Genomic DNA, 25,843 nt, shown 5'->3' with positions numbered 1-25,843 from the left:
CGCATACCCTAATGGTCGTGAGCTCCGGAACCCAGGGTAACCCCACCTCTCGACCAAAGCGCTGGTCACGCGCGACCTCTTGGCGCGTCGGTACGCCCGTCGTGGTGCTGCTCTGCGGCGGCCTGCTGGCGGTGAGCTTCGTCAATGCCGACGGCACCGACCTGCGTCCGGGCCGCTACGAAGACCTGGCGACCCTCGTCGACGGCGAGCGCAGCCGCTACAACCGCCTCGAGGCCCAGCTGACCGATCTGCAGAGCGAGGTCGACCACCTGACCAGCGGCGTCTCCGACAAGGACGTCAAGAAGCTTCAGAAGCAGTCGGCGAAGCTCGCCGATCCGGCCGGCACCTCCGACCACAGCGGCGCAGGCATGCAGATCGTGCTGGGCGACGCCCCGTCAGAGGTCCAGGAGAGCTACACCGGGGACGACCCGAACTCGCTCGTCGTGCACCAGCAGGACATCCAGGCCGTCGTCAACGCGCTGTGGTCCGGTGGCGCCGAGGCGATCACCATCGCCGGCAAGCGCATCATCACCACCACGGGGATCAAGTGCTCCGGCAGCACCGTGCAGCTCGACGGCGTCCCCTACCCGCAGCCGTACGTCATCGAGGCGGTCGGCGACCCGGACCGGCTGCAGGCGGCGATCGACCGCGACGACCACGTACAGAACTATCGGGCGGACGCGCTCGACCCCAAGGTCCAGATCGGCTGGTCCCTCAAGCCGCTGACCTACCTCACCGCTCCTGCCTATGACGGGCTGCTGGACGTGAAATACGCGAAGCCCCTGCCTCAGGACGACTGAGACAGGGGCTCCGGCGGTGCCGTGGTCCTACGGTGCCGCCGGGGTGCTCGGCGGCAGTGCCGGGTCACAGGTCGGCGGGTTGCCCGGGTCGGCGGTCTGGGTGGCCGACGCCGACGGGTTCGCCGGGTCGGTGCCAGGCACCAGCGTCTGACAGCTCGGCAGAGGCTCCTCCTTCGTCGAGACGAAGATGATCACCTCGCCGTCCTGCGCGAGCGGGGTGCCCTTGCCCGGGGACTGCTCGACGACGGTGTCCTTGGGCTTGTCGGTGTCGGGCTCGTTCTTGACGACCGGCGTGAAGCCCGCGGCACGGAGGATCTCCTTCGCCTCCTCAGCCTTCTTCCCGACGACGTCCGGGACCTTCTTCGGACCCTTGGAGACGGTGAGGGTGACCACGGTGGACTGGCCGGTGGTGACGCTCTCGCCGTCGACCGGGTCGGACTCGATCACGGTGCCCTTGGCCTTGTCGGACTCCTCCTGCTCGACCTTCACCGTGAAGTTGTAGGGATCTTCCTCGAGCAGGTCCTTGGCCGTCTTCTGCGGCATCCCGATCACGTTGGGCATCTCCCGGTTGGGTGGCCCGGTGGAGACCTTCAGCGTGATGGTGCTGCCCTCCTCGACGTCCTCGCCCGCAGGCGGGTCCTGAGAGATCACCACACCGACCGCGACCGTATCGCTCGACTCCTGGGTGATCGCACCCTTCAGCTTGGCCGCGCTCAGCTCGGCCATCGCCTTCTCCTGGGTCAAGCCGGTGACGTCGGGCGCGGGTGTGGTCTGCGGGCCGAGGACCGTGGGCAGGAAGTAGGCGCCCACCCCGATCAGACCGATGATGATCAACCCGAGCAGGATCAGCACCCACGGACGCGGGCCGTCGGGACGGTCGTCCTGGGGCGGGTAGTAGCCACCGTTGGCCGGAACGGCCTGGGCGACCTGGGTCTGGTCGGCGCTCGGCGGCACGGTCGCCTGGACCGGACGTCCGGCGAGGTAGCGCTCGATGTCGGTGCGCATCGCCTGCGCGGACTGGTAGCGGTCCTCGACGCGCTTGGCCAGCGACTTCATCACGATCGCGTCGAGCTCACGGGGCAACGACGGGTCGTGGACCGAGGGAGGCTGGGCGTGCTCGCGTACGTGCTGGTAGGCCACCGAGACCGGCGAGTCGCCGACGAACGGCGGACGCCCGGTGAGCAACTCGTAGAGCAGGCAGCCGGCCGAGTAGACGTCGGAGCGGGCGTCGACCTGCTCGCCGCGCGCCTGCTCGGGGCTGAGGTATTGAGCGGTGCCGACGACGGCCGCCGTCTGCGTCATCGTCGACTGGGCGTCGTTGAGCGCCCGGGCGATGCCGAAGTCCATCACCTTGACGTCGCCGGCCGGCGTCAGCATCACGTTGCCCGGCTTGATGTCACGGTGGATGATCCCGTTGCGGTGGCTGTAGTCGAGCGCGTTGAGCACATCGGAGCTGATCTCCAGCGCTCGCTCGGGAAGGATCTTGCGACCCTCACGGAGTACGTCGCGCAGCGTGCGGCCGGCGACGTACTCCATCACGATGTAGGGCTGTGCGACGCCGTCGTCCGACTTCTCCTCGCCGGTGTCGTAGACCGACACGATCGAGGGATGGTTGAGCTTGGCGGAGGACTGCGCCTCACGCCGGAAACGGGCCTGGAAGGTGGCGTCGCTGGCGAGGTCGATGCGCAGTCGCTTGATCGCGACGACCCGGCCGAGCCGATGGTCGGTGCCCTTGCGGACCTCTGCCATGCCGCCTCGGCCGAGCAGTTCTCCGACCTCGTAGCGGCCGGCGAGGAGGGCTCCGTCAGCCATCGTTGCCTCCGTTGCCGTTGCCGTTTCCGCCACCGCCGGGGTTCTCGTCACCGGGAAGCTCCGGGAAGCCCCAGTCGTCAGAAGACTCTTCGTCGGTCGGCTCCTCGTCGCTCGGCTCCTCCTCCTCGGGCTGCTCCGGGGTGGGCGGGGGCTCTACCACCGGACGCTCGCCGTAGTAGCGGACGGTGATCGTGTTGCCCTCGTAGAGGTTGCGCGTCGGGTCGAGACTCGAGACGGTGTCGGGCTCGTGGCTGCCGTCGTTGTCCTGAACGGTCGGATCGACCTTGAGTCCCTTGTCCTGGAGCTCACGGCGCACGTCGTCCACGTTGCGCCCGATGTAGTCGTCCTCGTTGATCTCGACGGCCTTCGGCTCCTCCTCGGGCTCCTCCGACGGGGTGGGCGTGGACGATGCCGACGGAGTGGTGGATGCGTTGTCCGTCGACGGGGTCTTCGGGTCGGCGGCGAGGGTCGAGATGATCCAGATGACCGCGATGATCACGGCCACCAGCAAGACGATCACGACGATGTTGAACGGCTTCTTGTACCAGGGCCGCTGGTCGTCGTCCTCGTCGTAGCGGTCGTAGGGGTCCTGGTAGCGAGGCGGCGGCGGGCCGTCGGGACCGCCCTGCATGCCGACGTAGTTCTGGGTGGGCGAGGGCACCGGGTCCATGACCGACGTCGCGGTCGCGTCAACCGGCGCGGCGGCGACGACGGTGGTGGCATCGGCGTCCGGGTCTGCGGTGGTAGCGCCGTGCCCGACCATCGCGCTGGTGAACGCGGCGGCATCGGCGTAGCGGAGGCTCGGGTCCTTCTGCAGGCTCCGCATCACGATCGCGGCCAGATCGGCCGGGACGTGGTCGGGCAGGGGCGGCACCGGGTCGTGCAGGTGAGCGATCGCGGTCGCGACCGGGGTCTCCTTCTGGAACGGCCGGTAGCCGGCCAGGCACTCGAAGGCGACCACACCGAGGGAGTAGACGTCGGAGGCCGGGGTGGCCTTCTCGCCGCGGGCCTGCTCGGGGCTGAGGTATTGCGGGGTGCCCATCACCTGGCCGGTGCCGGTGATGCCGGTCGACGCCTGGGCGCGGGCGATGCCGAAGTCGGTGACCTTCACCTTCCGTGCCGGGGTGACCAGCAGGTTGGCGGGCTTGACGTCCCGGTGCACGATGCCGGCACGGTGCGCCGCGGCCAGTGCGTCGCCGGCCTGACCGAGCAGGTCGCGTACGACATCGGGGGCCAGTGGACGGCCGTCACGGAGCAGCTCGGAGAGCGGCTTGTGGTCGACCAGCTCCATCACCAGGAACGGCCGCATCAGACCGGACGCGGTCGGCATCTCGCCGACGTCGTAGACGGCCACCACGTTGGGGTGGTGGAGGGCAGCGGCGTGCTTCGCCTCGGACTCGAACCGGGACCGGCCGATCGGGTCCTCGGCGTGCTCCGGCTTGAGGAGCTTGATCGCGACCTCGCGGTTGAGCGTCGTGTCGGTCGCCCGCCACACCTCGCCCATCCCGCCGGTGCCGATGAGCTCGTGGAATACGTAACGACTCATGAGATCGCTGCCTCCATCATGGCCTTCGCGATTGGTCCGCCCAGCCGTCCGCCAGCGATCTCGCTGCGCTCGGTGCCGCTCTTCTGGACCATCACGGCGACCGCGATGGACGGGTTCTCCGCCGGGGCGAACGAGGTGAACCAGGCGTACGGAGGACGATCCGGGGTGGTCTGGGCGGTTCCGGTCTTGCCGGCAACCTTCACCCCGTCGATCGCGGCCGCCGAAGCGGTGCCGTTGTCGACGGTGCTGACCATCATCTCGGTCAGGATCTCGGCGGTGTCCCGCGAGACCGCCGGCTGGTTGTCGATCGTCGTCGGGTTGCCCTGGTCGATGACGTCGAGCGAGGAGGAGGTGACCCGGTTGACGAGGTAGGGCTTCATGACCTCACCGCCGTTGGCGATGCCGGCCGAGACCATCGCCATCTGCAGCGGGGTCGCGATCACGTCCTGCTGGCCGATGGCAGCACGGGCCTGCTTGGCCTTGTCGCCGCCGTTGTCGGGGTACTTGCTGATGGCCAGCGGGCCGATGTCGTCGAGGTAGTCCTGCCCGAACCCGAACCCCTCGGCCTGGTCCTGCATCTGCTCGTCGGTGAGCTCCATCCCGAGCTGACCGAACGCGGTGTTGCACGAGACCTCGAGGGCACGGGTCAGGGTGATCTCCTCACCGCCGCAACTGGTGCCATTGAGGTTGGGCAGGTCGGTGTCGGTGCCCGGGAGATCGAGCGAGGCGCCGCCGTAGACCATGCTGTCCCCGTCCATGCCGAGGTCCTCGATCGCGGCGGCGGCGGTGACCAGCTTGAACGTCGAGCCCGGGGGCAGCGCCGTTTGGATGGAACGGTTGAGCAGCGGCTCGTCCTCGTCCTTCGAGAGCTGGTTGTAAGCCTTCTGAGCCGCGCCGAAGTCGTGGGTCGCCAGCCGTTCGGGGTTGTAGGTCGGTGTCGTCGCCATGGCCAGGATCCGGCCGGACTTCGGGTCGAGGGCCACGGCTGCCGCCTGGACGTCCTCGCCGAGCGCGGTCAGTCCCTCGTACGCCGCGTCCTGGACCTTCGGGTCGATGGTCAGCTCGACGTTGCCGCCGGCCGGCTCGGAGTTGGTGACCAGGTCCACGAGACGGTTGGTGAAGAGCTTGTTGTCCTTACCGGAGAGCACCGAGTCCTGGGAGCGCTCGATCCCGGTCTGACCATAGGAGTAGGACATGAAACCCGTGATCGCGGCGTACTTCTTGCCACCGGGGTAGGTGCGCTGCCACTCGTACTTGTCGTCGCTGGGGACGCTGGTGGCGATCGCCTTCTTGCCGACCAGGATATCGCCGCGCTGCTGCGAGTAGGCGTCCTCGGTCACCCGGCGGTTGTCAGCGCGGTTGTTGTACCAGCTCGCCTTGAAGAACTGGACGTAGGTGACGTTCAGCATCAGCGCCACGAACAGGATCAGGCAGCCGACGCTCAGCGTGCGGATGGGGCGGTTCATTTGTTGAGCGCCCCCTTGTCGAGCTTGACGATCTGGGTCTCCTCAGCGGCGAGGTCTTCATCGGACGGTGCTGTCGGCAGTGGACGGCGGGACTGGTCCGAGACGCGCAACAGCAGGGCCACGATCACCCAGTTGGCGACCAGCGAAGATCCACCATACGAGAGGAACGGTGTGGTCAGACCGGTCAGCGGGATGAGCCCGGTCACGCCACCGACGACCACGAAGGTCTGCAGCGCGATCGAGGTGGCCAGACCGACAGAGAGCAGCTTGCCGAAGTCGTCGCGAGCCACGATCGCCGTGCGCAGGCCGCGCTCGACGATCAGGCCGTAGCAGAGCAGCAGCGCGAGGAGCGCGGTCAGGCCGAGCTCCTCTCCGATCGCCGGGATGATGAAGTCGGAGTTGGCGTAGGGGATCCGCCAGGGCTCGCCGGAGCCGAAGCCGCGGCCGATCATGCCGCCCCAGGCCATCCCGAACATGCCCTCGACCAGCTGCCCCGACGAGGTGCCGTTGACGGCCTCCGGGTAGTACTTGAACGGGTCCAGCCAGGTGAACACCCGGACGCGGACGTGGCTGAACAGGGTCAGCGCAGCGAAGACGCCACCTGCGAAGAGCAGGCCGCCGACGATGATCCAGCCCTTGCGCTCGGTCGCGACGTAGAGCGTCACCACGAAGAGGCCGTAGAAGAGCAGGCTGGAGCCGAGGTCGCGCTGCAGCACCAGGATCGCAAGGCTGATCGCCCACATCATCAGCAACGGGCCGAGGTCGCGGGCGCGGGGCAGGTCGATGCCGGCGAACCGGCGCCCCGCCAGCGCGAGCGCGTCGCGGTGGACGGCCAGGTAGCCGGCGAAGCAGATCACCAGCAGCACCTTGGCGACCTCACCGGGCTGGAAGCTGACCGGCCCCAGGTTGATCCAGATCCTGGCGCCGTTGATCTCCTTGCCGATGAGCGGGAGCATCGGCAGGATCAGCATCACCACAGCGGCGAATCCCGCGGTGTAGGTGAACCGTTGCAGCATCCGGTGGTCCGGGACCACGAAGAGCGTGATCAGGAACAGGACGACACCGATCGTCATCCAGATCAGCTGCTGTCGGGCGAACTTGTCGGCGTCCTCGGCGAGAGCCAGGTCGAGCCGATGGATGACGGCCAGACCGACGCCGTTGAGCATGGCGACCAGCGGAAGCAGCACCGGGTCGGCGTACGGAGCCATCAGGCGTACGCCGATGTGGGCTGCCACCAGGAGCACGACCAGCCACGCGCCGTAGCCGACGAGATCGACGGGGACCTCCCCCTGCACCCCGAGGCCGACGGCGACGTAGGCGCCGATCCCGACCACGAGGGCGAGGATCAGCAGGACCAGCTCCGCCCCGCGGCGTGACCGGTGGACGAAGACCGGCATGGAGGTGGCCGGAGTGAATCCGCTCATGCCGCCACCTCCGTGGCGCAAGCGCCAGAATACGGACGCGGCGGCCTGAGGTTCATTGACGCTCGCTGACGCTCGCTCATGACCCGCTGCCCGCGTCTGCAGCGCTCTGGTCGGCCAGCGACTGCACCTTCTCCTGGGCGCCGGCCAGGTCCTTGCTGTGGATGCCGTCCTCGAGCTGGTTCTGGTAGGTCTCGGCCAGGTCGTCGACCTTCAGGTCGGAGGTCTGGTAGGGCTCGGAGAGGTCGAGGCCGATCATGGTGGTGGGAACGCCACGGAAGATCGTGACGTTGCCGTCCTGCTCGCCGATGTACCACTGGTTCTGCGACCAGACGTACGCGGTCGCGGCGGCGACCCAGACGACGCCGAGCAGCGTCAGCAGCCCGAAGGCCCAGCGCAGCTTCAGGTATTTGGCCGGCGCCTGGAGCGCGTAGCGCATCTCCTCCGGGTCGGCGGCGATCGCGCCGTCGGGGATCTCCTCGTCGATCGGGTCCAGCTCGCCGGTGTCACCCATCCGGTGACCGCGGAACAGGGCGGTCATCTGGCCGGTCTTGGTGGTCCGCCGCTTGAGCTCGGCCGCTGCACCCACCATCTGGGCCTCGAGGCCGGCGGACGGGACGGTGTCGCTGGGCACCACGTCGGCGACCACGCAGGTCACGTTGTCGGTGCTGCCGGAGTCGAGGGATACCCGGACGAGCTCGACCGCTGCGTACTCGGGGGTGCCGGTCGCCAGGATGTCGGCGATCCGGGGGTCGTCCACGTAACCGCAGACACCGTCGCTGCAGAACATCAGCCGGTCACCGGCGGCGAGGTCGACGATGAACAGGTCGGGCTCGAGCTCGCGGGTGCCGTCGAGGGCCTTGAGGATCAGGTTGCGGTGAGGGTGGGTCTTGGCCTCTTCCTCCGTGATCCTCCCCTCGTCGAGGAGCGTCTGGACGAAGGTGTGGTCATGGGTGACCTGGTGGATGGCGCCGTTGCGGAGCAGGTAGGCGCGGCTGTCGCCGACGTGGCCGACGGTCAGCTTGGAGCCGTCGAAGAGGCCGACGGTCGAGGTCGTGCTCGTCCCGTTGAGCGTCGGGTCGTGGTCGACCAGGTGGCCGATCTCGTCGTGGGCCATGTGCAGCGCGTGGGAGACCAGGCCGATCAGGTCGTCGTCGACCAGCCCGAGGGCCGGCTCCTCGTCGAGCTTGCGCAGCTGCTGGACGGCCGTGCTGGAGGCGATGTCACCGCGGGCGGCGCCGCCGACACCGTCGCAGACGGTCAGCAGCCAGGGTCCGGCGTACCCGCTGTCCTGGTTGTCCTTGCGCACCCGGCCGACGTCCGAGACCGCCGCGAACTCGAGGCGAAACGGTCGGCCGTCGGCGGTGCCTGCGTTGGGCGCAGGGCCAGGAGAGGGGTCGGGGGTGGGGTCGGTCGCAGCGGTCACTTGCGCAGCTCCAGGATTGTCTTACCGATCCGCACCTGGGTTCCGAGAGAGATGGCGGTCGGCTGATTGATCCGGACGGACCCGATGTAGGTGCCATTGGTCGATCCGAGGTCCTCCACGAACCACTGGTCGCCGGATACGGCGATCCGGGCATGGCGGGTGGAGGCGTAGTCGTCGTCGAGGATGATCGCGGCATCGCTGCCACGTCCGATGACGATGGGTGCCTGCGAGAGCGGCACGGTCACGCCGGCGTTGGAGCCGGTGGTGACGGCGACATGCGTGGGTACGCCGCGCCGCGGAGTCCTCGCCGCGGCAGCCTTGCCGCGGGCCGGCGCCGCGGGCTGGCCGCCGGCCGAGGCGTTGGTGACGCGCGCACCGAACATGTCGGAGCGGATCACCGACAGCGCGGCCAGCACGAAGATCCACAGGATCGCCAGATAGGCGACCCTGATCAGAAACAGAGTCAGCTCGCTCACGGCGCCACCTCCGTTGCGCAGGCGCCAGAATACGGAAGTGGCGCCGTGAAAATCTTGACAGTCGCTCGCTTACGCTCGCTCAACGGCGCTCCTCCACGATGTGCGCGGTGATGACGGTGGTGCCGATGCGCACCTGAGAGCCGTCGTCCAGGGTGGCACTCGCCATCTTCTGCCCGTTGACCAGCATCCCGTTGGTCGAGCCGAGGTCATAGACCTCGACACGTACGCGGTCGCCGGCCTGCTTCGAGCGGAACTCGATGTGGCGGCGGCTGATGCCCGGGTCGTTGATGCGCAGATCGGCGTCGGTGCCTCGACCCACGACAAGGTTGCCGTGAAGCGGGTGTCGGGTGCCGTTGATCTCCAGGTAGGCCTGCGCGCGGCTGACCTGGGTGTCGCTCATGTCGGCGCCGGAGACGGCGGCCTGGGCGCGGCTGCGCACGCGGAACCGGCCGATGGTCAGGTCCTTCGCCTCGCCGAACTCGATGCTCACCCGGCCCGGGAAGACGAACCCCTGCGCCTCGGCGTGGTCCATGAGCTGACGCTTCAGCTCTTCCTTGAGGTGGGGCCCGTAGGACTCCAGCTTGCCCAGGTCGCTCGAGGACAGCTCCACGAAGAAGTCGTTGGGCACCAGCCGCCGCTGGCGGCTGAGCACCTGGGCGTTGTTGTCGATCTCGCGCTGGAGCGCGGCGACGATCTCCACCGACTTCACCTCGGACCGGAACGCCTTGGCGAAAGCGCCTGAGATGAGCTGCTCCAGCTTCTGCTCGAACTTCTGCAGGCCGCTCACGTCGTTGCGCTCCTCTCGGGTGCCGGGGTGGCCGGTCGGTTGGTCAATGGTCTACGGGCATAGTGGTGCCCCCGGATTCGGCCCGATCGTATCGGTGCACCCTAGGGGATCTGCCACTTCCCGCGATCTACGTGGTTTCGATCCTCCCACGATCCGGTGACCACCAGCGTCAAGGCGGGCGGGGTGCCGTCGTTTTGGGTCGGTGGGTGTGCGTGGGCTAACGTTTCCTCTGCTGCACGCGCGAGTGGCGGAATAGGCAGACGCGCACGGTTCAGGTCCGTGTGTCCGAAAGGACGTGGGGGTTCAACTCCCCCCTCGCGCACCACCACAGACAGAGCCCCGGATCCTCGATCCGGGGCTCTGGTCGTTTCCCGGCGGTGGCCGCGCGCGGCATCCAGCGGCATTCATGAGGGTTCTCCCCCATGGTGGCGGGATCCTCCGCGGGCCGAGACTCCGAAGGATCCCGTGCGGACTACGGAGTCCGCCCCGCTCATGCACTCGGTGGAGGTTCCCCCATGTCCCTGTCCTGTCCCCCCGTCGCGAGACGGTGTCCGGAACCGTCCGGAGCGAGTGATCGCCGATGAGACGAAGAGCTCGTGTGCTGCGCGGTGTCGGTCTGGCGACGGCCGCGCTCCTGACCGCCACTGCGCTGACCGGGTTCGCCCCGGCAGCCCAGGCGGCGACGCCGGTCGGCCTGGCGAACGGTGCGCTCGGCGCGAAGGCCGACCCGGCGCCGGAGACGGCAGCAGAGAAGATCAAGCCGGGTCTGGCGAAACGGCTCGCCAAGACCGGCACCGCGGACTTCTGGGTCCGTTTCGAGCGGGACGTCGACCTGGGTGTCGCCGGCCCCGGCCGCGACTGGGACGAACGCGGCGCGGATGTGGTCGAGAAGCTGAAGAAGAGCGCCGCCGAGCACCAGAAGGAGGTCGTCGCCGCGCTGGAGAAGCGCAAGGTGACGTACCGGACCTTCTGGGCGACCGACGCGGTGTACGTCGAGAACGGGTCGGACGAGCTCGCGGCGACGCTGGCGGCCGTGCCGGCTGTCGACGGATTGTGGCCGACCCAGACGTACAAGCCGGTCGAGCCGGTCGACGTCAAGGCCGACCGGGCGACGACCGCCGCGGCCGTCGAGTGGGGCGTGGCCAACATCAAGGCCGACCAGGTCTGGGCAGACGGTGACACCGGCAAGGGCATCGTGATCGCCAACATCGACAGCGGCGTGCAGTACGACCACCCGGCCCTCGTGAAGCAGTACCGCGGCAACAACGGCGACGGGACCTTCACGCACGACTACAACTGGCTGGACACCAACAGCAGCTGTGACGGCGGCCCGTGTGACAAGGACGGCCACGGCACCCACACGATGGGCACGATGGTGGGCTCCGACGGTGGCACGAACCAGATCGGGGTCGCGCCGGGCGCGACCTGGATCACCGCCAACGGTTGTGCCACCTGCTCCGACGTCGACCTGATCGAGGCCGGGCAGTGGATGCTGGCCCCGACCAAGACGGACGGGACCGGGGCGGACCCCGCGCGGCGGCCGCACATCATCAACAACTCGTGGGGCACCCAGACGCCCTCCAACGATCCGTTCATGGAGGACATCTCGACGGCGTGGGCCGCCTCCGGGATCTTCGCGATCTGGTCCAACGGCAACATCGGTCCGGAGTGCCAGACCGCCGGCTCCCCCGGCTCGCGGACGATCAACTACTCGGTGGGCGCGTACGACGTGAACAACGTGATCGGCTCGTTCTCCTCGCGTGGCTCCGGCCAGGACGGCGGGATCAAGCCGAACATCTCCGCGCCCGGCGTCAACGTGCGCTCCGCCGTCCCCGGTGGGACCTACGGTGTGAAGAGCGGGACCTCGATGGCCGCCCCGCACGTCGCCGGCGCCCTCGGCCTGCTCTGGTCGGCCCACCCCGACCTGATCGGCGATCTCGCCGCCACCGAGGAGATGCTCGACGGCACCGCGATCGACACCGAGGACCTGCAGTGCGGTGGCACCGCTGATGACAACAACGTCTACGGCGAGGGCAGGCTCGACGCGGTGGCGCTGCTCGAGGCCGGTGACCGTGGCCCGATCGGCACCCTGGCCGGCGACGTCACCGAGGACGCCGACGGGTCCCCGCTCGCCGACGCGACGGTGCACGTGACCGGTGGCACCGGTGACGACGCCGTCGAGCGCGACCTCGCGGTGGACGGCGAGGGGCACTTCGCGGCCACCCTGCCGATCGGCGAGTACGACGTGACCGCCTCGTCCTTCGGGTTCGCGGAGGCGGCCGAGACCGTCACCGTGACCGAGGGCAGGACCACCACCCAGGACTTCGCCCTGCGTGCGCTGCCCACCTCGACCGTCACCGGCACGGTCACCGACGGCTCCGGCCAGGGCTGGCCTCTCTACGCGGAGGTGCGCGTGGCCGGTGCACCGAAGCTGACGCAGCACACCGACCCGCGCGACGGGAGCTTCAGCCTCGAGCTGCCCGAGGGCACGACGTACGACCTCTCGGTCGATGTGGACTACCCCGGCTACGAGAAGCTCACCCAGAGCATCGAGGTGTCCGAGGACGCGACCGTGAACCTGGCCGTGCCCGTCCAGCAGCGGCCCTGCGTGGCTCCCGGCTATCACCAGGAGCAGCCCCGGATCGCCGTGGTCACCAACGACCCGGGTTTCGAGGCGCGGGACTTCTTCGGCTCGTACGGCATCGAGTACACCACCTTCACCACCACCCAGCTCGGTCAGATCGACGGGTTCGACCTGGTCGTCTGGATGTCGAACTACAACCTGCCGGACAGTGCGGCCTTCCGCGACCTGCTGGCTCGCACCGACGCCAGCGGCACCGGCATCGTCTTCGCCGACTTCGCCTTCGGCGTCGGCAACGGTGTCGCGGCCCTGTCCGCAGCGACCGGCAACCCCGTCTCGCTGCAGCGTCGCAACGCGAGCGGCTCGGGCACCTACTACGAGGTGACCCAGAAGCACCCGGTCCTCGAGGGTCTCGAGGTCGGCGACCGGATCGACCACCTCGGCGGCGCGCAGACCGCCTGGTTCACCGGCTACACCGGTGATGGCGTCCAGGTGCTCGCCGGCGCCGGCGACAAGACCAGGGGCGTCTCCGGCCCGGGCATCGCGGTCCAGCAGCGGCCCGGCAACCGGCACGTCCTGCTCTCGATGCACGCCCGCGGAGCCGGATCCTGGCTGGACGCGTCCGAGAAGGTCTTCTGGAACGCGATGGGCTGGGCCGACACCTCGGAGCGGTCGTTCGGGTGCGTGCCCGACGAGGACGGCGCGATGCTGGTCGGGTCGGTCACCGACGCGAACACCGGTGACGGTGTCGTCGGAGCGCGCGTATCGATCGGGGATGCCACCACGGAGTCGGCGGCCACCCCCGAGGACGCCGACCTCGCGGACGGCTTCTACTGGCTCTACAGCCCCCGGAGCGGGGACCAGCACGTGACCGTGGCCGCGTCCAAGTACTCCACCTGGACCGACTCGGTTTCCTTGGAAGGTCTGACCGTCAAGGACGTCGAGCTCGCGGCCGGGCGGCTCTCGCTCAGTGCCGACTCGGTCGAGATCACCCGCGGCCTCGGCGACGCCTCCGGGTCCCAGGAGGTCACCATCACCAACACCGGTACGGCGCCTGCCCAGGTCCGGATCGGCGAGCGTGAGCGCGGCTTCGTCCTCCAGACCGCCGACGGCAGCACTGTCTCGCGAGACGCGATCGGCTCTGCCGAGGGCGCTCCGGTCCGTCGCCTGGACGTCCCCGTGTCCGTCGGGGCGGCGACGAAGGCTGCTGAGGCCGAGCTCACGGCTCAGCCCCAGTCGGCACCGTGGACCGGCATCGCCGACTACCCGACGCCCGTCATGGACAACGCGATGGTGCGTCTGGACGGCAAGATCTACTCGATCGCCGGGTACGGCTCCGCCGGGCCGCTCGCTGCGGTCTGGGTCTACGACCCGGCCGACATGACCTGGTCGGAGGCGGCCCCGTTGCCGGCGCCGCGCAGCGGCATGACCGCGGGTGTCATCGACGGCCACATCGTCGCCACCGGCGGCTGGGACGCGGCCAACAAGCCGCAGGGCGACACCTGGGTCTACGACCCGGGCGCGGACGCCTGGTCGCCCGGCGCCACCAACCCGGCGCCGCGGGCCGGGGCGTCCGGCGCAGTCGTCAACGGCCAGCTGTTCGCGATCGGCGGCTGCACCACCGCGGACTGTGCCCCGATGACGGCCGACGTGGTCGCCTACGACCCGGTCGCCGACGCGTGGGAGCCGCGGGCGGACTATCCGCTGGCGCTCGCGTACGCCGCATGCGGCACGATCGACTGGACGATCTACTGCGCAGGCGGGATCGGGTCGAGCACGACGAACAAGACGTTCGCCTACGACCCGGGTGCCGACACCTGGGCGCCGAAGGCCGACGTCCCGGTGGACGTGTGGGGCAGCGGCTACAGCGTCGCCAACGACCAGCTCGTCCTCGTCGGGGGCATCCAGCAGGGCCAGGTCACCAACCAGGCCTTCGGCTACGACCCGGCGACCAACGCCTGGTCCGGGATGCCCAGCGCCAACAACGTCCGCTACCGCGGCGGTGCTGCCTGCGGGTTCTACTCCGTGGGCGGGTCCGCCCAGGGCTACACCCCGGGTACGGCAGCCGAGATGCTGCCCGGTTACGACCAGTGCGACGCCGGCACCGCCGATGTCGGCTGGCTCTCCGTGGACCAGACCTCGGCCACGGTCGAGCCGGGCGAGAGCGTCGAGCTCACGGTGAGCGTCGATCCGACGGTCGACCAGCCCGGCACCTACACCGCCGGTCTGGCGATCCTGGAGAGCACGCCCTACCAGCAGGCGGAGGTGGGGGTCGACATGATCGTCACCCCGCCCAAGACCTGGGGCAAGCTCGTCGGGACCGTCCGGGGCGTCGCGTGTGACGGATCGTCCCGCTCGCTGAGCGGCGCGACCCTGCAGCTGGACGCGCGAGGGATGAGCGGCACGTTCTCCACCGGGCCGGACGGCACCTTCGCCCGCTGGATCGACAAGCAGCACAACCCGCTGACGGTGGCGGCTGCGTATCCGGGGTACTCCATCGAGTCCGAACGGGTCCGGATCCAGGCAGGGAAGACGGTCGAGGCCATGTTGGACCTCGACAAGGCAGGCTGCTGAGTCGACAGCAGCACCCCGCCCCGGGGCGGTCGGACCGATCACGGCCCGGCCGCCCCGGCGGCGTTCTGTCCCCGGACCGCACGTCTCCCGGACCCGCGGTCGCCACGCCGGCCGGGCTCGGCGATAGTAGGGCTCGATGCGAGATCCGGAGCACGACCTGTCGCAGGCAGGCGCAGCACGCGGCGACGAGCGTGCCTCCTCACCGAACCGACGCCCTGGCCCGTCGACACGGCTCTCCTCAGCCACGCTGGTGGGCCGGGAGCGAGAGCTGTCCGATCTGGTGGAAGGCCTCGCCACGACCCCGGCGGTCGCCGTGATCGAGGGTGATCCCGGGATCGGGAAGACCCGGCTCATCGACGAGCTCCGCAGACACCCGGCGTACGCAGGGCGCCGGTTCGCCGTCGGCCGATGCCGCAGCATCGGCGAGCCGTTCCCGCTCGGGCCGGTCGTCGAGAGCCTGCGCCGGCACGGCGACGCCCTGCAGACCGCATCGCTGTCCCCGGTCGCCGGGGCCGTACGGCCGCTGCTGCCGGAGCTGTCGGCGGTCCTGCCGCCGCTGCCCCCAGGGCTCGACGACCACGTCGCCGAACGGCACCGGGTCTTCCGTGGGCTGCTGGAGATCATCGAGGCGCTCGGCGACACGATGCTGGTGCTCGAGGACCTGCACTGGGCGGACGAGCAGACCGTGGAGTTCATCGACTATCTGGTGAGCGACCCGCCGCCTCGGCTCGGCCTGGTGCTCACCTACCGGGGTGCGGAGGTGGCGCCTCCGACGCGGACCGTCCTGGGCCGGGTGCCGGCGGAGGTCGGTCGCGTGCAGGCCGTGCTGGTGCCGTTGACACAGCCGCAGACCCGGCTGCTCGCGTCGGCGATCCTCGACACGGACACCCTGTCGGAGGAGTTCGCGACCTATCTGTGGGAGCGGACGGCGGGGCTGCCGTTCGCGATCGAGGAGCTGCTCGCCCTGCTGCAGGCACGCGGGACCCTGGCCCCGTACGGGACCCAGTGGATCCGCCGGGCGCTCGACGAGCTCGACGTGCCGGACCGCATCCGCGACACCGTCCTGGAACGCGCCGGGCGGCTCTCCCCTGACGCACGCACCGTGGCCGAGGCCGCGGCGGTGCTCCAGACCACCCAGCCCTCGCCGGTGCTCCAGGCGACCGCGGGCTGCACCGACGACGTACTCCTCGACGCTCTGGAGGAGGCGCTCCGGTCCGGTCTGCTCTTCGAGGACGGTGCCAACCTCGGGTTCCGGCACCCGCTGGCCGCGCAGGCGGTCTACGACGCGATCCCGGGACCGCGCCGCCGACAGATCCATGCCCGGGCCGCGGCCGCGCTGCGGGAGCTGGGCGACCCGGCGATCGGCCAGGTCGCGCACCACCTGCGGCAGACCGGGGAGTCGGCGCCGTGGGCCGAGGCCGCCGAACGGGCCGCCGACCAGGCGATGACCCTGCGCAACGACGGCCAGGCCGTCCGGCTGCTCGCCGACGTCCTGCGGGAAGCGAGCCTCGAGTCCGAGGTCCGCGCCCGGCTCGCCGTGAAGCTCGGCCAGGCCGCGGTCGAGGCGATCCATGCCGCGCCCGACGTGACCGGGCTGCTGGCGAGCGTCCTCGAGGAGCCGCTGCCGGCACCCGCGCGGGGCGAGCTCCGGCTCTCGCTCTCGGTGCTGCTCTCCCAGGTCGGCGGCGACCCCGTGCTGCGCCGCCAGCTCTACGCCGACGCGGTCGACGACCTCGACCACCGTCCCGACCTGCAGGCGTGGGCGATGGTCGGGCTCGGGATCCCGACCGTCCCCGGGGTGGAGCCGGCCGAGCTGCTGCACTGGCTCCATCGGTCGCTGGAGATCGTGCCGCGCATCGACGACCCGGTGGATCGGGTCTTCATGTGGGGCAAGGCCGCGATGGTGCTCGTCGCGCTGGGTGACCCGGCGTGGCTCCGCCTGGTCGACCGGATGGACGAGCAGACCGGCGGGTCCCCGCAACGGCGCGGCGAGGTCAACGCCTATGACTCCGTGGGGCTCGAGGCCTGCTACTCCGGTCACCATGCCGCCGCCGACCGGTTGCTGACCGCCGGCCTGCGCGGCGCCACCGAGTGCGAGAGCCACCGCCTCGAGCTCCGGGTGCGCCGTTCGGCGGCACTCCTGGACTACAGCCGCGGACGCTGGGAGGGGCTCGCCGACCAGGCCCGGGTCCTGATCGACGAGCTCGACGGCTACCCCTCCGGCCGGCTGGCGGTCGAGGCCGTCGCCGCCGGCCTCGCCCTGGCCCGCGGCGACCTCGACACCGCGAACGCGGGGCTGACCGACGTCGTACGACGGGCCGAAGAGCTCACCGACATCGACCTGCTGCCGGTCCCGGCGGAGGCCCTGATCCGGCTGCAGATCGCCCGGGGAGAGCTGGCCGAGGCCGCCAGGGTGGGCGAGGACGTGCTCCGCGGCGCGGAGTCGATGGGCATCTGGGTGCCTGCCCTCCGGGTGGTCCCCCCGTACGTGGAGGCGCTCTGTGCCTCGGGCCGGATCGAGGAGGCGCGGGCCGTGACGGCCCGGATCGCCGCCGCGCTCGACGGCCTCGACGGCCCGCTCGCGCCGGCGGTCCTCGCTCGCGCCGGCGGCCACCTCGCGGCCGCGGTTGCCGACCGGTCGGAAGCCGCGCAGCTGTTCGCCGACGCCGCCGACCACTACCGCCGGGTCGACTTCCCCTACGAGGCCGCGCAGGCCGACGAGCAGGCGGCGCGGTGCCGCCATGAGCTCGACGACGACGCGGCCGCGGAGTCGATGCGCGCTGCGCTGGCTGCCTACGAGCGCCTCGGCGCGGAGTGGGACCTGTCGCGGGCCAGCCGACTGGCCCGCCGGATCGGGGTGCCGGTCCCGGGTCGCCACCGAGGAGGACGCTACGGCTACGGGTCCCAGCTCTCGCCGCGCGAGCGGCAGGTGGCCGAGCTGGCCGCGGCGGGCCTGACCGACCAGCAGATCGCGCGGGAGCTCCACCTGTCCGTGAAGACCGTCGAGAAGCACGTCAGCGCGGCCAAGCGCAAGCTCGAGACGCCGACCCGGGTGGCGCTGGCGGTCCGGCTCGCCGAGTTCGACCCGCCGGCCTGAGCGATCCATGGGGGTTTATCCCCATGGTGGCTGCTCCGCGGGGCGGCGCATACTCGCGCAGGCATCTATCGAGGCAGGAGCAGCACTGATGGTACGTCTGAGGCAACCGGTCCGGGTCGCGACCGTGATGGGCCTGGTCGTGGCCGGCGCGATGTCCGCGGTCGGAGCCCAGGCGGCTCCCGCACCCGTAGCCGGCACATCGACGACGATCGCCGGTGCTGACCCGGTCGACCGTGCCGAGGCGATCGAGATCGCCCTCGCCGACGTCAAGGGTCACCCGGGCCGCTACCGGCTCACCGCCGGTGACGTGGCCGACCTCGCCGTGGCCGGCGCCTACGTCAGCGAGGACAGCGGCGTCACCCACGTCACCCTGAGCCAGCGCAAGCGCGGGCTCGAGGTGTTCGGTGCGTACGCGACCGTCAACGTCGCCTCGGACGGTGAGGTCCTGTTCGTCGGCGAGAGCCTCGTCGGCGGTCTGGCCGACTCCTCCGGCCGTGCCGACCTCGGTGCGGCGGAGGCGGCGCGCTCGGCGTCCGAGCGTCTCGATGTGGGCAGCCCGCGCGGCGTACGGGTGACGAGCCAGCCGCGGGGGCAGGCCCGCAAGACCGTGCTGTCCGGCGGCGAGGTGTCCGAGGACCCGATCCCGGCCCGGTTGGGGTGGCAACCGACTGCCGACGGGCTGCGGATGGCGTGGCAGCTGGTCCTGGACGATCCGGACAACGCCAGTCTGTGGAACACGGCGGTCGACGCCGAGACCGGTGGCGTGCTGAAGGTCGAGGACTGGACCTCCCACGACACCATGACAGACCTCAGCCACCGGCTGGGCCGGTCCGCGCGGACCGCCACGACCGCCGCCGGCTCGATCGAAGGATCGCCGGACCCGGTCGAGGACGGTGCGACGTACCGGGTGGTGACGCGCGAGAGCCCGAGCGAGGGGCCGCGGACCCTGGTGTCGAACCCGGCGGACGCGACAGCGTCCCCCCACGGCTGGCACGATCTCGACGGCGCGCCCGGCGCCGAGCACACCACCACCGCGGGCAACAACGTCACCGCCTACCTCGATGAGAACGGCGACGACCGCCCGGACTCGGAGCGGGCCGTGGACGGTGGCGACGACCTCACCTTCGACGCGGACGCCGACCTCGACGGTCACGCCCAGAACTATCGCGACGCCGCGGTGACCAACCTGTTCTACTGGAACAACATCGTCCACGACGTCGCCTACGGCTACGGGTTCGACGAGGCGGCCGGCAACTTCTCGGCCAACACCTACGGCCGCGGCGGTGCCGGCGGGGACGCAGTCCTGGCCGAGGCTGCCGATGGCGGAGGCATCGACAACGCGAACTTCGCCTCGCCGGCGGTCGACGGAAGCCAGCAGCCGCGGATGCAGATGTATCTGTGGCCCGGCGACCAGTTCGGCGCCCAGAACCAGGTCGTCGTCGACGGCGTCGGCTCCTTCGACGCGAGCTGGTCGCGGTTCGCCCCGGCGCCGACCGCCGAGGGCACCCGGGCCGGCACCCTCGTCCACGGCGGCACCGGCTGCGACGCCGGCCAGTACCCGTCGACGCTGCCCTCGCAGCCGTGGACGGCCGTGGTCGACAGCGGCAGCGACCCCGAGAGCATGTGCACCTTCCAGCAGCGCGGGCAGGTCGCGCAGGAGCTCGGCGCCGCTGCTGTCGTCGTCGCGGTGGCCTCCGAAGACCTGGTCGTCGTCGACGGCCCGCTCAGCGGTCCGAGCGTCGAGATCCCGATGGTCAGCGTGACCCGGACCGACGGCGACGCGATCGAGGCGGCCACGGGCGAGGTCGCCGTGACCGTGCGGCAGCACCCCGACCACCCGGGCATCCGGGACGGCGACCTCGACGCCGGCATCATCATCCACGAGTACGCGCACGGGATCTCCACCCGGCTCACCGGTGGTCCGACCGTCAACTGCCTCGGCGGTGACGAGCAGGCCGGTGAGGGCTGGAGCGACTTCCTGGCGATGGCGATGCTGCTCGACCCGGCGGTCGACGATCCCGACGGCCCGCGCGGGATGGGCTCCTACGTGACGTACGGCGCCGACCGGCACAGCGCCGGGATCCGCCCCGCGCCGTACTCGCGCGACATGAGGATCCAGCCGTTCACCTACGACAGCATCAAGACCAAGGGGTGGATCGACGGCACGACACTGAAGGCGCCGCACGGCATCGGCCACGGCTGGGCCGCGGTGCTGTGGGACATGACCTGGGACCTGATCGACAAGCACGGGTTCAACCCGGACGTCTACGACGAGTGGAGCACCGGCGGCAACAACCGGGCGATCCAGTACGTGATCGACGGTCTGAAGTTCCAGGGTTGCTACCCGGGCCTTCTCGACTCGCGCGACGGCATCATCGCGGCCGCCGACGAGCTCAGCGACGGCGAGGACACCTGCACGATCTGGAACGCCTTCGCACGCCGTGGGCTCGGCTACAGCGCGACCCAGGGCAGCAGCTTCGACCGCGACGACAACCGCGAGGCATTCGACACGCACCCCGACTGCCGCACCGGTTTCGAGGGCCTGGCGGCCGAGCCGGCGCTCAACTTGGCCACGGCCGGGTCCGCGCTGTCGGCGGAGTTCGTCCTCGGCGGGGACAAGGGGCTCGACGTTCTCGCCGGCACGCCCTACTCGCGCCAGGTGAACTGCCGCACGCTCGCGGTGGAGGACCCTCGCGCCGAGCAGATCACTCCGCGTCCACTCCCGGAGAAGACCGTCCCGGCCGGTAACGGGCTCTCCTACGACGAGACCACGGGCCGCTACACCTACGGCTGGAAGACCATGAAGGAGTGGGGGCGTACGTGTCGCGAGCTCGTCGTGACGCGCGCCGACGGGGTGCAGCATCGGGCCTTCTTCGAGTTCGCCGCGCAAGGAGCGGCACACCCCGTGTCCGGGCACGTACGTGACGCCGACGGCGCCGCGGTCGCCAATGCCACGGTGAGGATCGACGCGACGAACGTCGCCCCGGTCACCACCGACGCCGAGGGTGCCTACACCTTCGCGAGCGTGCCGAAGGGCACGCACACCGCGACCGCCGTGGCCGCCGGAGGATGCAGCGACCCGCTGTCCCAGCAGGTGAGCGTGGACAAGCCGACGACCCTGGACTTCAGCCTGCCGCGGTGCAAGCTCCGGCGGGTGTCGATGGCGGCGGACGGGACCGAGGGCAACCGGGACTCCTCGGGGCCGTCGGTGAGCTCGGACGGTCGCTACGTGGCCTTCTACAGCCCGTCCTCGGTGCTCGTTCCGGGTGACGGGAACGGCACCCGGGACGTCTTCGTCACCGACCGGACCACCGGCGAGGTCGAGCGGGTCTCGGTCGCCAGCGACGGCACGGAGGGCAACGGCACCTCCACCCTGGTGTCGCTGAGCGCAGACGGACGCTATGCGGCGTACGACAGCCTGGCCTCGAACCTCGTCGCCGGCGACGGCAACGACACGACCGACATCTTCCTCCGGGACCGGGAGGCAGGCACCACCGAGCGAGTCTCGGTCGCCAGCGACGGCACCGAGGGCAACGCCCACTCCGACCGCCCGGTGGTGAGCGCGGACGGCAGGTACGTCGCGTTCGACAGCTCTGCCTCCAACCTCGTTCCCGGTGACGTCAACGGGTTGCCGGACGTGTTCGTCCATGACCGAGTGACCGGAACGACGGAGCTGGTCTCGGCGACCGTCTCCGGAGCCGGCGCCGACAGCCTCTCGTACGCAGCGAGCATCAGCGCGGACGGCCGGTTCGTCGCGTACTACAGCAGTGCGACCAACCTGGTCGCCGGCGACACCAACCGCGCCCAGGACGTGTTCGTCCGCGACCGGCAGACCGGCACGACCGAGCGGGTCTCCCTGGGCAACGGCGGCGTCCAGTCGAACGGCAACTCGATGTTCCCGTCCTTGAGCTCCGACGGCCGGTTCGTGGTGTTTCACAGCATCGCCTCGAACCTGGCGCCCGGTGACAACAACAGGACCTCCGACGTCTTCCTGCACGACCGTCGGTCCCGGACCACCGAGCGGGTCTCGGTCTCCGGCGACGGGACCGAAGGAGACGGCTTCTCCGGCCAGGCGTCGGTCAGCGCGGACGGTCGGCGGGTCGTGTTCGAGAGCCTGGCCGCGAACCTGGTCGCCGGCGACACCAACGATCGTCGCGACGTCTTCGTCCACGACCGGAGCGACGGCACCACCGAGCTGTTGTCGGCCGCCGGGGACGGGACGCTCGGAGACGCCACCTCGGACATGGTGGAGATCAGCGCCGACGGCCGGTACGCGGCCTTCCGCAGCTATGCGGCCAACCTCGTGAGGGACGACACCAACGACCTGGCCGACATCTTCCTCCGTGAGCTGGGCGGGTGATCGCAGATGCGTGAGCTCCGGACTCCGGCGGGGCCCGGCCCCTCGGACGCGCCCGCGGATCGCGACCGGACCGCGCCCGACGCGGCCGCTGCTGACGACGGATCAGCCGCCCCGGATCGTCCCAGCGATCCGGGCGTACCTCCCGAGGGCTGGTTTCTGGCATGAAGGCCGAGTGGTTCGAGAATCTGGACTAGCATTCCATAAATTGGAACGTTAGCCTCCTGGGGTGACCGACATCGACCTCGCACTCCTGACGATCGGTCAGGCGCCTCGACCCGACCTCTCGGCAAGCATCCGTGCCGTGCTGCCGGCCCGCACCAGGGTCGAGGAGTTCGGTGTGCTCGACGGGCTCTCGCGGGCCGAGGCCGAGGAGCACTTCGGGGCGCGCGAGGACGGGGCCGTGCTGATCACCCGGCTCCAGGACGGTGACACGATCACGCTCGATCCCGGGCGCATCGAGGACGGGCTGCAGCGCTGCCTCGAGCGGCTCGAGGCCGAAGGCGTCCGCACCATCGCGGTCCTGTGCACCGGCGAGTTCCCGACGCTGCAGACCCGCGAGGCGTGGCTCATGGAGCCGGACCGGGTGATCACGACGGCGATCCCGACCCTCGTCCGGGACGCCACGGTCGGAGTGCTGGTGCCGTTGGCGGAGCAGATAGCCGAGGCGCGGGAGAAGTGGTCGGTCCTTGCGGGGGAGGTCCACTTCGCGGCCGCCTCGCCGTTCGACGACGGCACCGACGCCCTGGTCGCCGCCGCCGAAGAGCTGGTCGCCCAGGGTGCTCGGGTCCTGGTGCTCGACTGCATGGCCTACGGCGAACGACACCACGCGGCGCTACGTGCCGCGGGCGTCACCGTCGCGGTGCTGGTCTCCGGCCAGGTCTTCGCCCATGCGCTGGCGCCGTTCCTGAGGTGACTCAGGCCGGGTCGACCTGGGGGAAGTCCAGCCAGTAGGGGTCGCCGATGCTCTTGCCCACGCGCATCGCGGCGTCGCGTACCCGCAGGCCGTAGCTGGGGATCACCTCGTCGACGAGCTCGTCGCTCGGCAGGGCGAGGCCGACGCCGAAGAGCTGGCCCGTCGTCGGGTCGAGCACGGCCGCGGCCACGCCGGCGACCTGGGTGACGAACTCGCCGCGGGAGACCGCCCAGCCGTCGGCCCGGACCTGGAGCAGTGCTCGGAGCAGCTCGTCGCGAGATTCGGGGGCGCTTCCGATGTGCGGCAGCTCGGTGCCGACGCGAGCGGCGACCTCGTCGTCGTCGAGGCGCGCCAGCAGCGCCCGGCCGGTGGAGGTGGCGTGGGCGGGGCCGCGGGTGCCGACCGGGGTGTACGCCTGGAGCGTGCCGACCTTCCCGGTGCGCATGGCGATGACGACCGTCTCCGCTCCGTCGAGGAGGTTGACGTAGCCCGCGTAGCCGGTGTCCGCGACCATCGCGGAGAGCTCCTCCTCGAGCAGCGAGAGCGCGTTGCGCGTGGCGCGGAAGTGGAAGGACGCCTCCATGACCAGGGGACCGGGCCGGTAGGCCAGCGACTGGGCGTCGCGCTCGAGGAAGCCGTGGTCGGCCATCATGCTCAGCGTTCGAGACGCCGAGCTCTTCGGGACCGCGAGCTCGGAGGCGACGTCCGTGACGGTCAGATCACGCCGCAGACGTGTCATCAGGCGCAGTACGTCGCGCGCATTGGCCAAGGTGCTCAACGCTTCATTCCCTCTCCATCGCCGGTTCAGCCTAGGCGGTTGCCGGGGCGTCGTGCCCGCCAGCCCTTGACGGCGGCGTGTAACCAGGCACACAATCCATAATGTAGAACCTAGTTCGAGATAATGGAACTGCATAGTCCCCAGGAGAATCCCATGACCGAACGCTCGGCCGAGACGCTGCCGGCGGCGTCCACCCCGCGCCACCCGCGGGCGCTCGCGCCCGCCAATCTCGTCCTCACGGTGCTGCTGAGCGTCCTCGGCGCGATCGTCGGCATCCAGCTGTTGGCGAGTCTCGGGATCACGCCCAGCACCTCCCTGCTCGGCGCCATCGTCGCGATGACCCTCGCGCGGATCCCGCTGGTGGCCTTCCGTGCCTACCGCTCGGTCCACGCGCAGAACCTCGCCCAGACCAGCATCTCCTCGGCGACCTTCGGCGCGGCCAACAGCCTCTTCCTGCCGATCGGGATCCCGTTCGTGTTCGGGCTGCCGAACATGATCGTGCCGATGCTGATCGGCGTCTCTTGCGCCATGCTGCTGGACGCCTGGCTGCTCTTCCGCATGTTCGACACCCCCGCGTTCCCGGCGAAGAACCCCTGGCCCCTCGGTATCGCGGCCGCCGAGACCATCCGTGCCGGTGACGAGGGAGGCCGCCGGGCGGTCGTGCTCGCGGGCGGGTTCGTGACCGGTGTGGTCGGCGCTGTCTTCGCGCTGCCGATGTCCGCCTTCGGGGTCGCCCTGATCGGCGGCCTGGGCGCGATGATCGCCTTCGGCGTCGGGCTGCTCGCCCGGGCGTACTCCGTGGATCTCATCGGCGTCGACCTCTACGCCCACTACATCCCGCACGGCATGATGATCGGCGCTGGCATCGTGGCACTGATCCAGGTCGGGCGCGCGGTCGTCGGCGCCTACCGGTCCGAGGACCGCAAGGGCAACCGCTCCGCGACCGCCGGCACCGCCGGCACCGTCCAGCCCGAGATCCGGTCCGGCCACCGCCTCGGCCGGGCGCTGGCCTCCGGCGGCGTGGCCTACCTCGTCGTCGCGATCGGCCTCGCGTTCGGCACGGGCATCGCCACCGACATGGGTCCGCTCCAGCTGATCGGCTTCATCGTCTTCGCGACCGTGGCGGCGTTCGTCCACGAGCTGATCGTCGGTATCGCCGCCATGCACTCCGGCTGGTTCCCTGCCTTCGCGGTCGCGCTCATCACGCTGCTGATCGGCATCCTGATCGGCTTCCCGCCCGAGGCCCTGGTCGTGATGGCCGGCTTCACCGCGGCCACCGGCCCGGCGTTCGCCGACATGGGATACGACCTCAAGGCGGGGTTCGTCCTGCGTGGCAACGGCGCCGACCCGGCGTTCGAGCTCGAGGGGCGTCGTCAGCAGTTCATCGCCGCGATGATCGGGTTCGTCATCGCGATCGTGGTCGTGGCCGTCTCGTACCAGATGTTCTTCGACCAGGGGAAGACCGCACCCATCAACGCGGCGTACGTCGCCTCGATCCAGGCCGGCGTCTCCGGCGAGACGGCTCGAGCCCTGCTGATCTGGGCGATCCCCGGCGCTCTGCTCCAGCTGATCGGCGGACCGCGCCAGCAGCTCGGCATCCTGCTCGCCACCGGTCTGCTGATCCTCAGCCCCCAGGCCGGCTGGATGGTCGCGGCCGGACTCCTGGTCCGCCTCCTGGTGATGCGGTTCCTCGGCCCCGGCGTCAAGGAGGACCTGGAGGTGTTCGCCGGCGGTGCCATCGCAGGTGACGCCCTCTACTCCTTCGGCAACGGCGCCTACAACGCCGTCCGCAGCTGACCCCTCAGA

At 70.4% G+C, this 25,843-nt stretch carries 14 protein-coding genes and 1 tRNA gene; 7 read left to right on the top strand and 8 right to left on the bottom strand.

Annotated features, from left to right (window positions below):
• Positions 1 to 11: 11 nt before the first annotated feature.
• Entirely contained in the window at positions 12 to 800 is a 789-nt protein-coding gene (locus WBG06_RS11135) for a DUF881 domain-containing protein (RefSeq protein ID WP_336736724.1), read from the top strand.
• A gap of 27 nt (positions 801 to 827) precedes the next feature.
• Here WBG06_RS11135 and pknB read toward each other — a convergent pair whose 3' ends face one another.
• The 7 genes from pknB to WBG06_RS11100 all read right to left on the bottom strand — a co-directional run bounded on the left by pknB (position 828) and on the right by WBG06_RS11100 (position 9,734).
• Positions 828 to 2,612: a Stk1 family PASTA domain-containing Ser/Thr kinase gene (gene pknB / locus WBG06_RS11130; protein ID WP_336736722.1), complete on the bottom strand. Its 1,785-nt coding sequence runs from the start codon at positions 2,610 to 2,612 to the stop codon at positions 828 to 830.
• Entirely contained in the window at positions 2,605 to 4,158 is a 1,554-nt protein-coding gene (locus WBG06_RS11125) for a serine/threonine-protein kinase (RefSeq protein ID WP_336736720.1), read from the bottom strand. The genes pknB and WBG06_RS11125 overlap by 8 nt, the downstream gene beginning before the upstream one ends.
• Positions 4,155 to 5,624 (bottom strand): peptidoglycan D,D-transpeptidase FtsI family protein, encoded by a 1,470-nt coding sequence (locus tag WBG06_RS11120; RefSeq protein ID WP_336736719.1) that lies wholly within the window; start codon positions 5,622 to 5,624, stop codon positions 4,155 to 4,157. The genes WBG06_RS11125 and WBG06_RS11120 overlap by 4 nt, the downstream gene beginning before the upstream one ends.
• Positions 5,621 to 7,048, bottom strand: a complete 1,428-nt coding sequence (locus WBG06_RS11115) for an FtsW/RodA/SpoVE family cell cycle protein (RefSeq protein WP_336736717.1) — start codon at positions 7,046 to 7,048, stop codon at positions 5,621 to 5,623. The genes WBG06_RS11120 and WBG06_RS11115 overlap by 4 nt, the downstream gene beginning before the upstream one ends.
• Before the next feature lie 76 nt (positions 7,049 to 7,124).
• On the bottom strand, positions 7,125 to 8,471 hold the full coding sequence (locus WBG06_RS11110; protein WP_336736716.1) for a PP2C family protein-serine/threonine phosphatase: 1,347 nt from the start codon (positions 8,469 to 8,471) through the stop codon (positions 7,125 to 7,127).
• A complete protein-coding gene (locus tag WBG06_RS11105; protein ID WP_336736715.1) occupies positions 8,468 to 8,947 on the bottom strand; it encodes an FHA domain-containing protein FhaB/FipA in 480 nt (159 codons plus the stop codon). Before WBG06_RS11105 ends, WBG06_RS11110 begins: the two co-directional genes overlap by 4 nt.
• A 79-nt stretch (positions 8,948 to 9,026) precedes the next feature.
• Positions 9,027 to 9,734, bottom strand: a complete 708-nt coding sequence (locus WBG06_RS11100) for an FhaA domain-containing protein (RefSeq protein ID WP_160026076.1) — start codon at positions 9,732 to 9,734, stop codon at positions 9,027 to 9,029.
• A 238-nt stretch (positions 9,735 to 9,972) separates the two neighbouring features.
• On the opposite strand from WBG06_RS11100, the gene WBG06_RS11095 reads away from it, so the two are divergent.
• From WBG06_RS11095 to WBG06_RS11075, 5 genes are all read left to right on the top strand, one after another.
• Positions 9,973 to 10,059: transfer RNA gene (locus tag WBG06_RS11095), tRNA-Leu, on the top strand.
• Positions 10,060 to 10,314: 255 nt separating this feature from the next.
• The gene (locus tag WBG06_RS11090; RefSeq protein ID WP_336736711.1) at positions 10,315 to 14,889 is read left to right on the top strand and encodes a S8 family serine peptidase; all 4,575 of its coding nucleotides are present in this window, start codon (positions 10,315 to 10,317) and stop codon (positions 14,887 to 14,889) included.
• 136 nt (positions 14,890 to 15,025) lie between these two features.
• Positions 15,026 to 17,986 carry a helix-turn-helix transcriptional regulator gene (locus WBG06_RS11085; RefSeq protein ID WP_336736709.1) on the top strand — a complete coding sequence of 987 codons (2,961 nt, stop codon included), beginning with the start codon at positions 15,026 to 15,028 and terminating at the stop codon, positions 17,984 to 17,986.
• Between the two features lie 88 nt (positions 17,987 to 18,074).
• Positions 18,075 to 22,346: a M36 family metallopeptidase gene (locus tag WBG06_RS11080; RefSeq protein ID WP_336736708.1), complete on the top strand. Its 4,272-nt coding sequence runs from the start codon at positions 18,075 to 18,077 to the stop codon at positions 22,344 to 22,346.
• A gap of 226 nt (positions 22,347 to 22,572) precedes the next feature.
• Positions 22,573 to 23,259: an AroM family protein gene (locus WBG06_RS11075; RefSeq protein WP_336736706.1), complete on the top strand. Its 687-nt coding sequence runs from the start codon at positions 22,573 to 22,575 to the stop codon at positions 23,257 to 23,259.
• 1 nt (position 23,260) lies between these two features.
• On the opposite strand, the gene WBG06_RS11070 is transcribed toward WBG06_RS11075, so the two are convergent.
• A complete protein-coding gene (locus tag WBG06_RS11070; RefSeq protein WP_336736705.1) occupies positions 23,261 to 24,172 on the bottom strand; it encodes an IclR family transcriptional regulator in 912 nt (303 codons plus the stop codon).
• Between the two features lie 18 nt (positions 24,173 to 24,190).
• Here WBG06_RS11070 and WBG06_RS11065 point away from each other — a divergent pair, with 18 nt between their 5' ends.
• A complete protein-coding gene (locus WBG06_RS11065; RefSeq protein WP_336736703.1) occupies positions 24,191 to 25,834 on the top strand; it encodes an OPT/YSL family transporter in 1,644 nt (547 codons plus the stop codon).
• Positions 25,835 to 25,843 lie beyond the last annotated feature (9 nt).

Source organism: Nocardioides sp. CCNWLW239 (assembly GCF_037137035.1).
Taxonomy (GTDB): domain Bacteria; phylum Actinomycetota; class Actinomycetes; order Propionibacteriales; family Nocardioidaceae; genus Nocardioides.
The sequence above is the reverse complement of the archived record's forward strand: the minus strand, read 5'-3'. Positions and strand labels throughout refer to the sequence as shown.

What these genes read in the sequence shown, in the direction of transcription:
- WBG06_RS11080 (WP_336736708.1), top strand. Translation starts at nt 18,075, where the DNA reads ATGGTACGTCTGAGGCAACCGGTCCGGGTCGCGACCGTGATGGGCCTG.
- WBG06_RS11065 (WP_336736703.1), top strand. Translation starts at nt 24,191, where the DNA reads ATGACCGAACGCTCGGCCGAGACGCTGCCGGCGGCGTCCACCCCGCGC.
- WBG06_RS11120 (WP_336736719.1), bottom strand. Translation starts at nt 5,624, where the DNA reads ATGAACCGCCCCATCCGCACGCTGAGCGTCGGCTGCCTGATCCTGTTC.
- WBG06_RS11085 (WP_336736709.1), top strand. Translation starts at nt 15,026, where the DNA reads ATGCGAGATCCGGAGCACGACCTGTCGCAGGCAGGCGCAGCACGCGGC.
- WBG06_RS11125 (WP_336736720.1), bottom strand. Translation starts at nt 4,158, where the DNA reads ATGAGTCGTTACGTATTCCACGAGCTCATCGGCACCGGCGGGATGGGC.
- pknB (WP_336736722.1), bottom strand. Translation starts at nt 2,612, where the DNA reads ATGGCTGACGGAGCCCTCCTCGCCGGCCGCTACGAGGTCGGAGAACTG.
- WBG06_RS11115 (WP_336736717.1), bottom strand. Translation starts at nt 7,048, where the DNA reads ATGAGCGGATTCACTCCGGCCACCTCCATGCCGGTCTTCGTCCACCGG.
- WBG06_RS11090 (WP_336736711.1), top strand. Translation starts at nt 10,315, where the DNA reads ATGAGACGAAGAGCTCGTGTGCTGCGCGGTGTCGGTCTGGCGACGGCC.
- WBG06_RS11135 (WP_336736724.1), top strand. Translation starts at nt 12, where the DNA reads ATGGTCGTGAGCTCCGGAACCCAGGGTAACCCCACCTCTCGACCAAAG.
- WBG06_RS11070 (WP_336736705.1), bottom strand. Translation starts at nt 24,172, where the DNA reads ATGCAGTTCCATTATCTCGAACTAGGTTCTACATTATGGATTGTGTGC.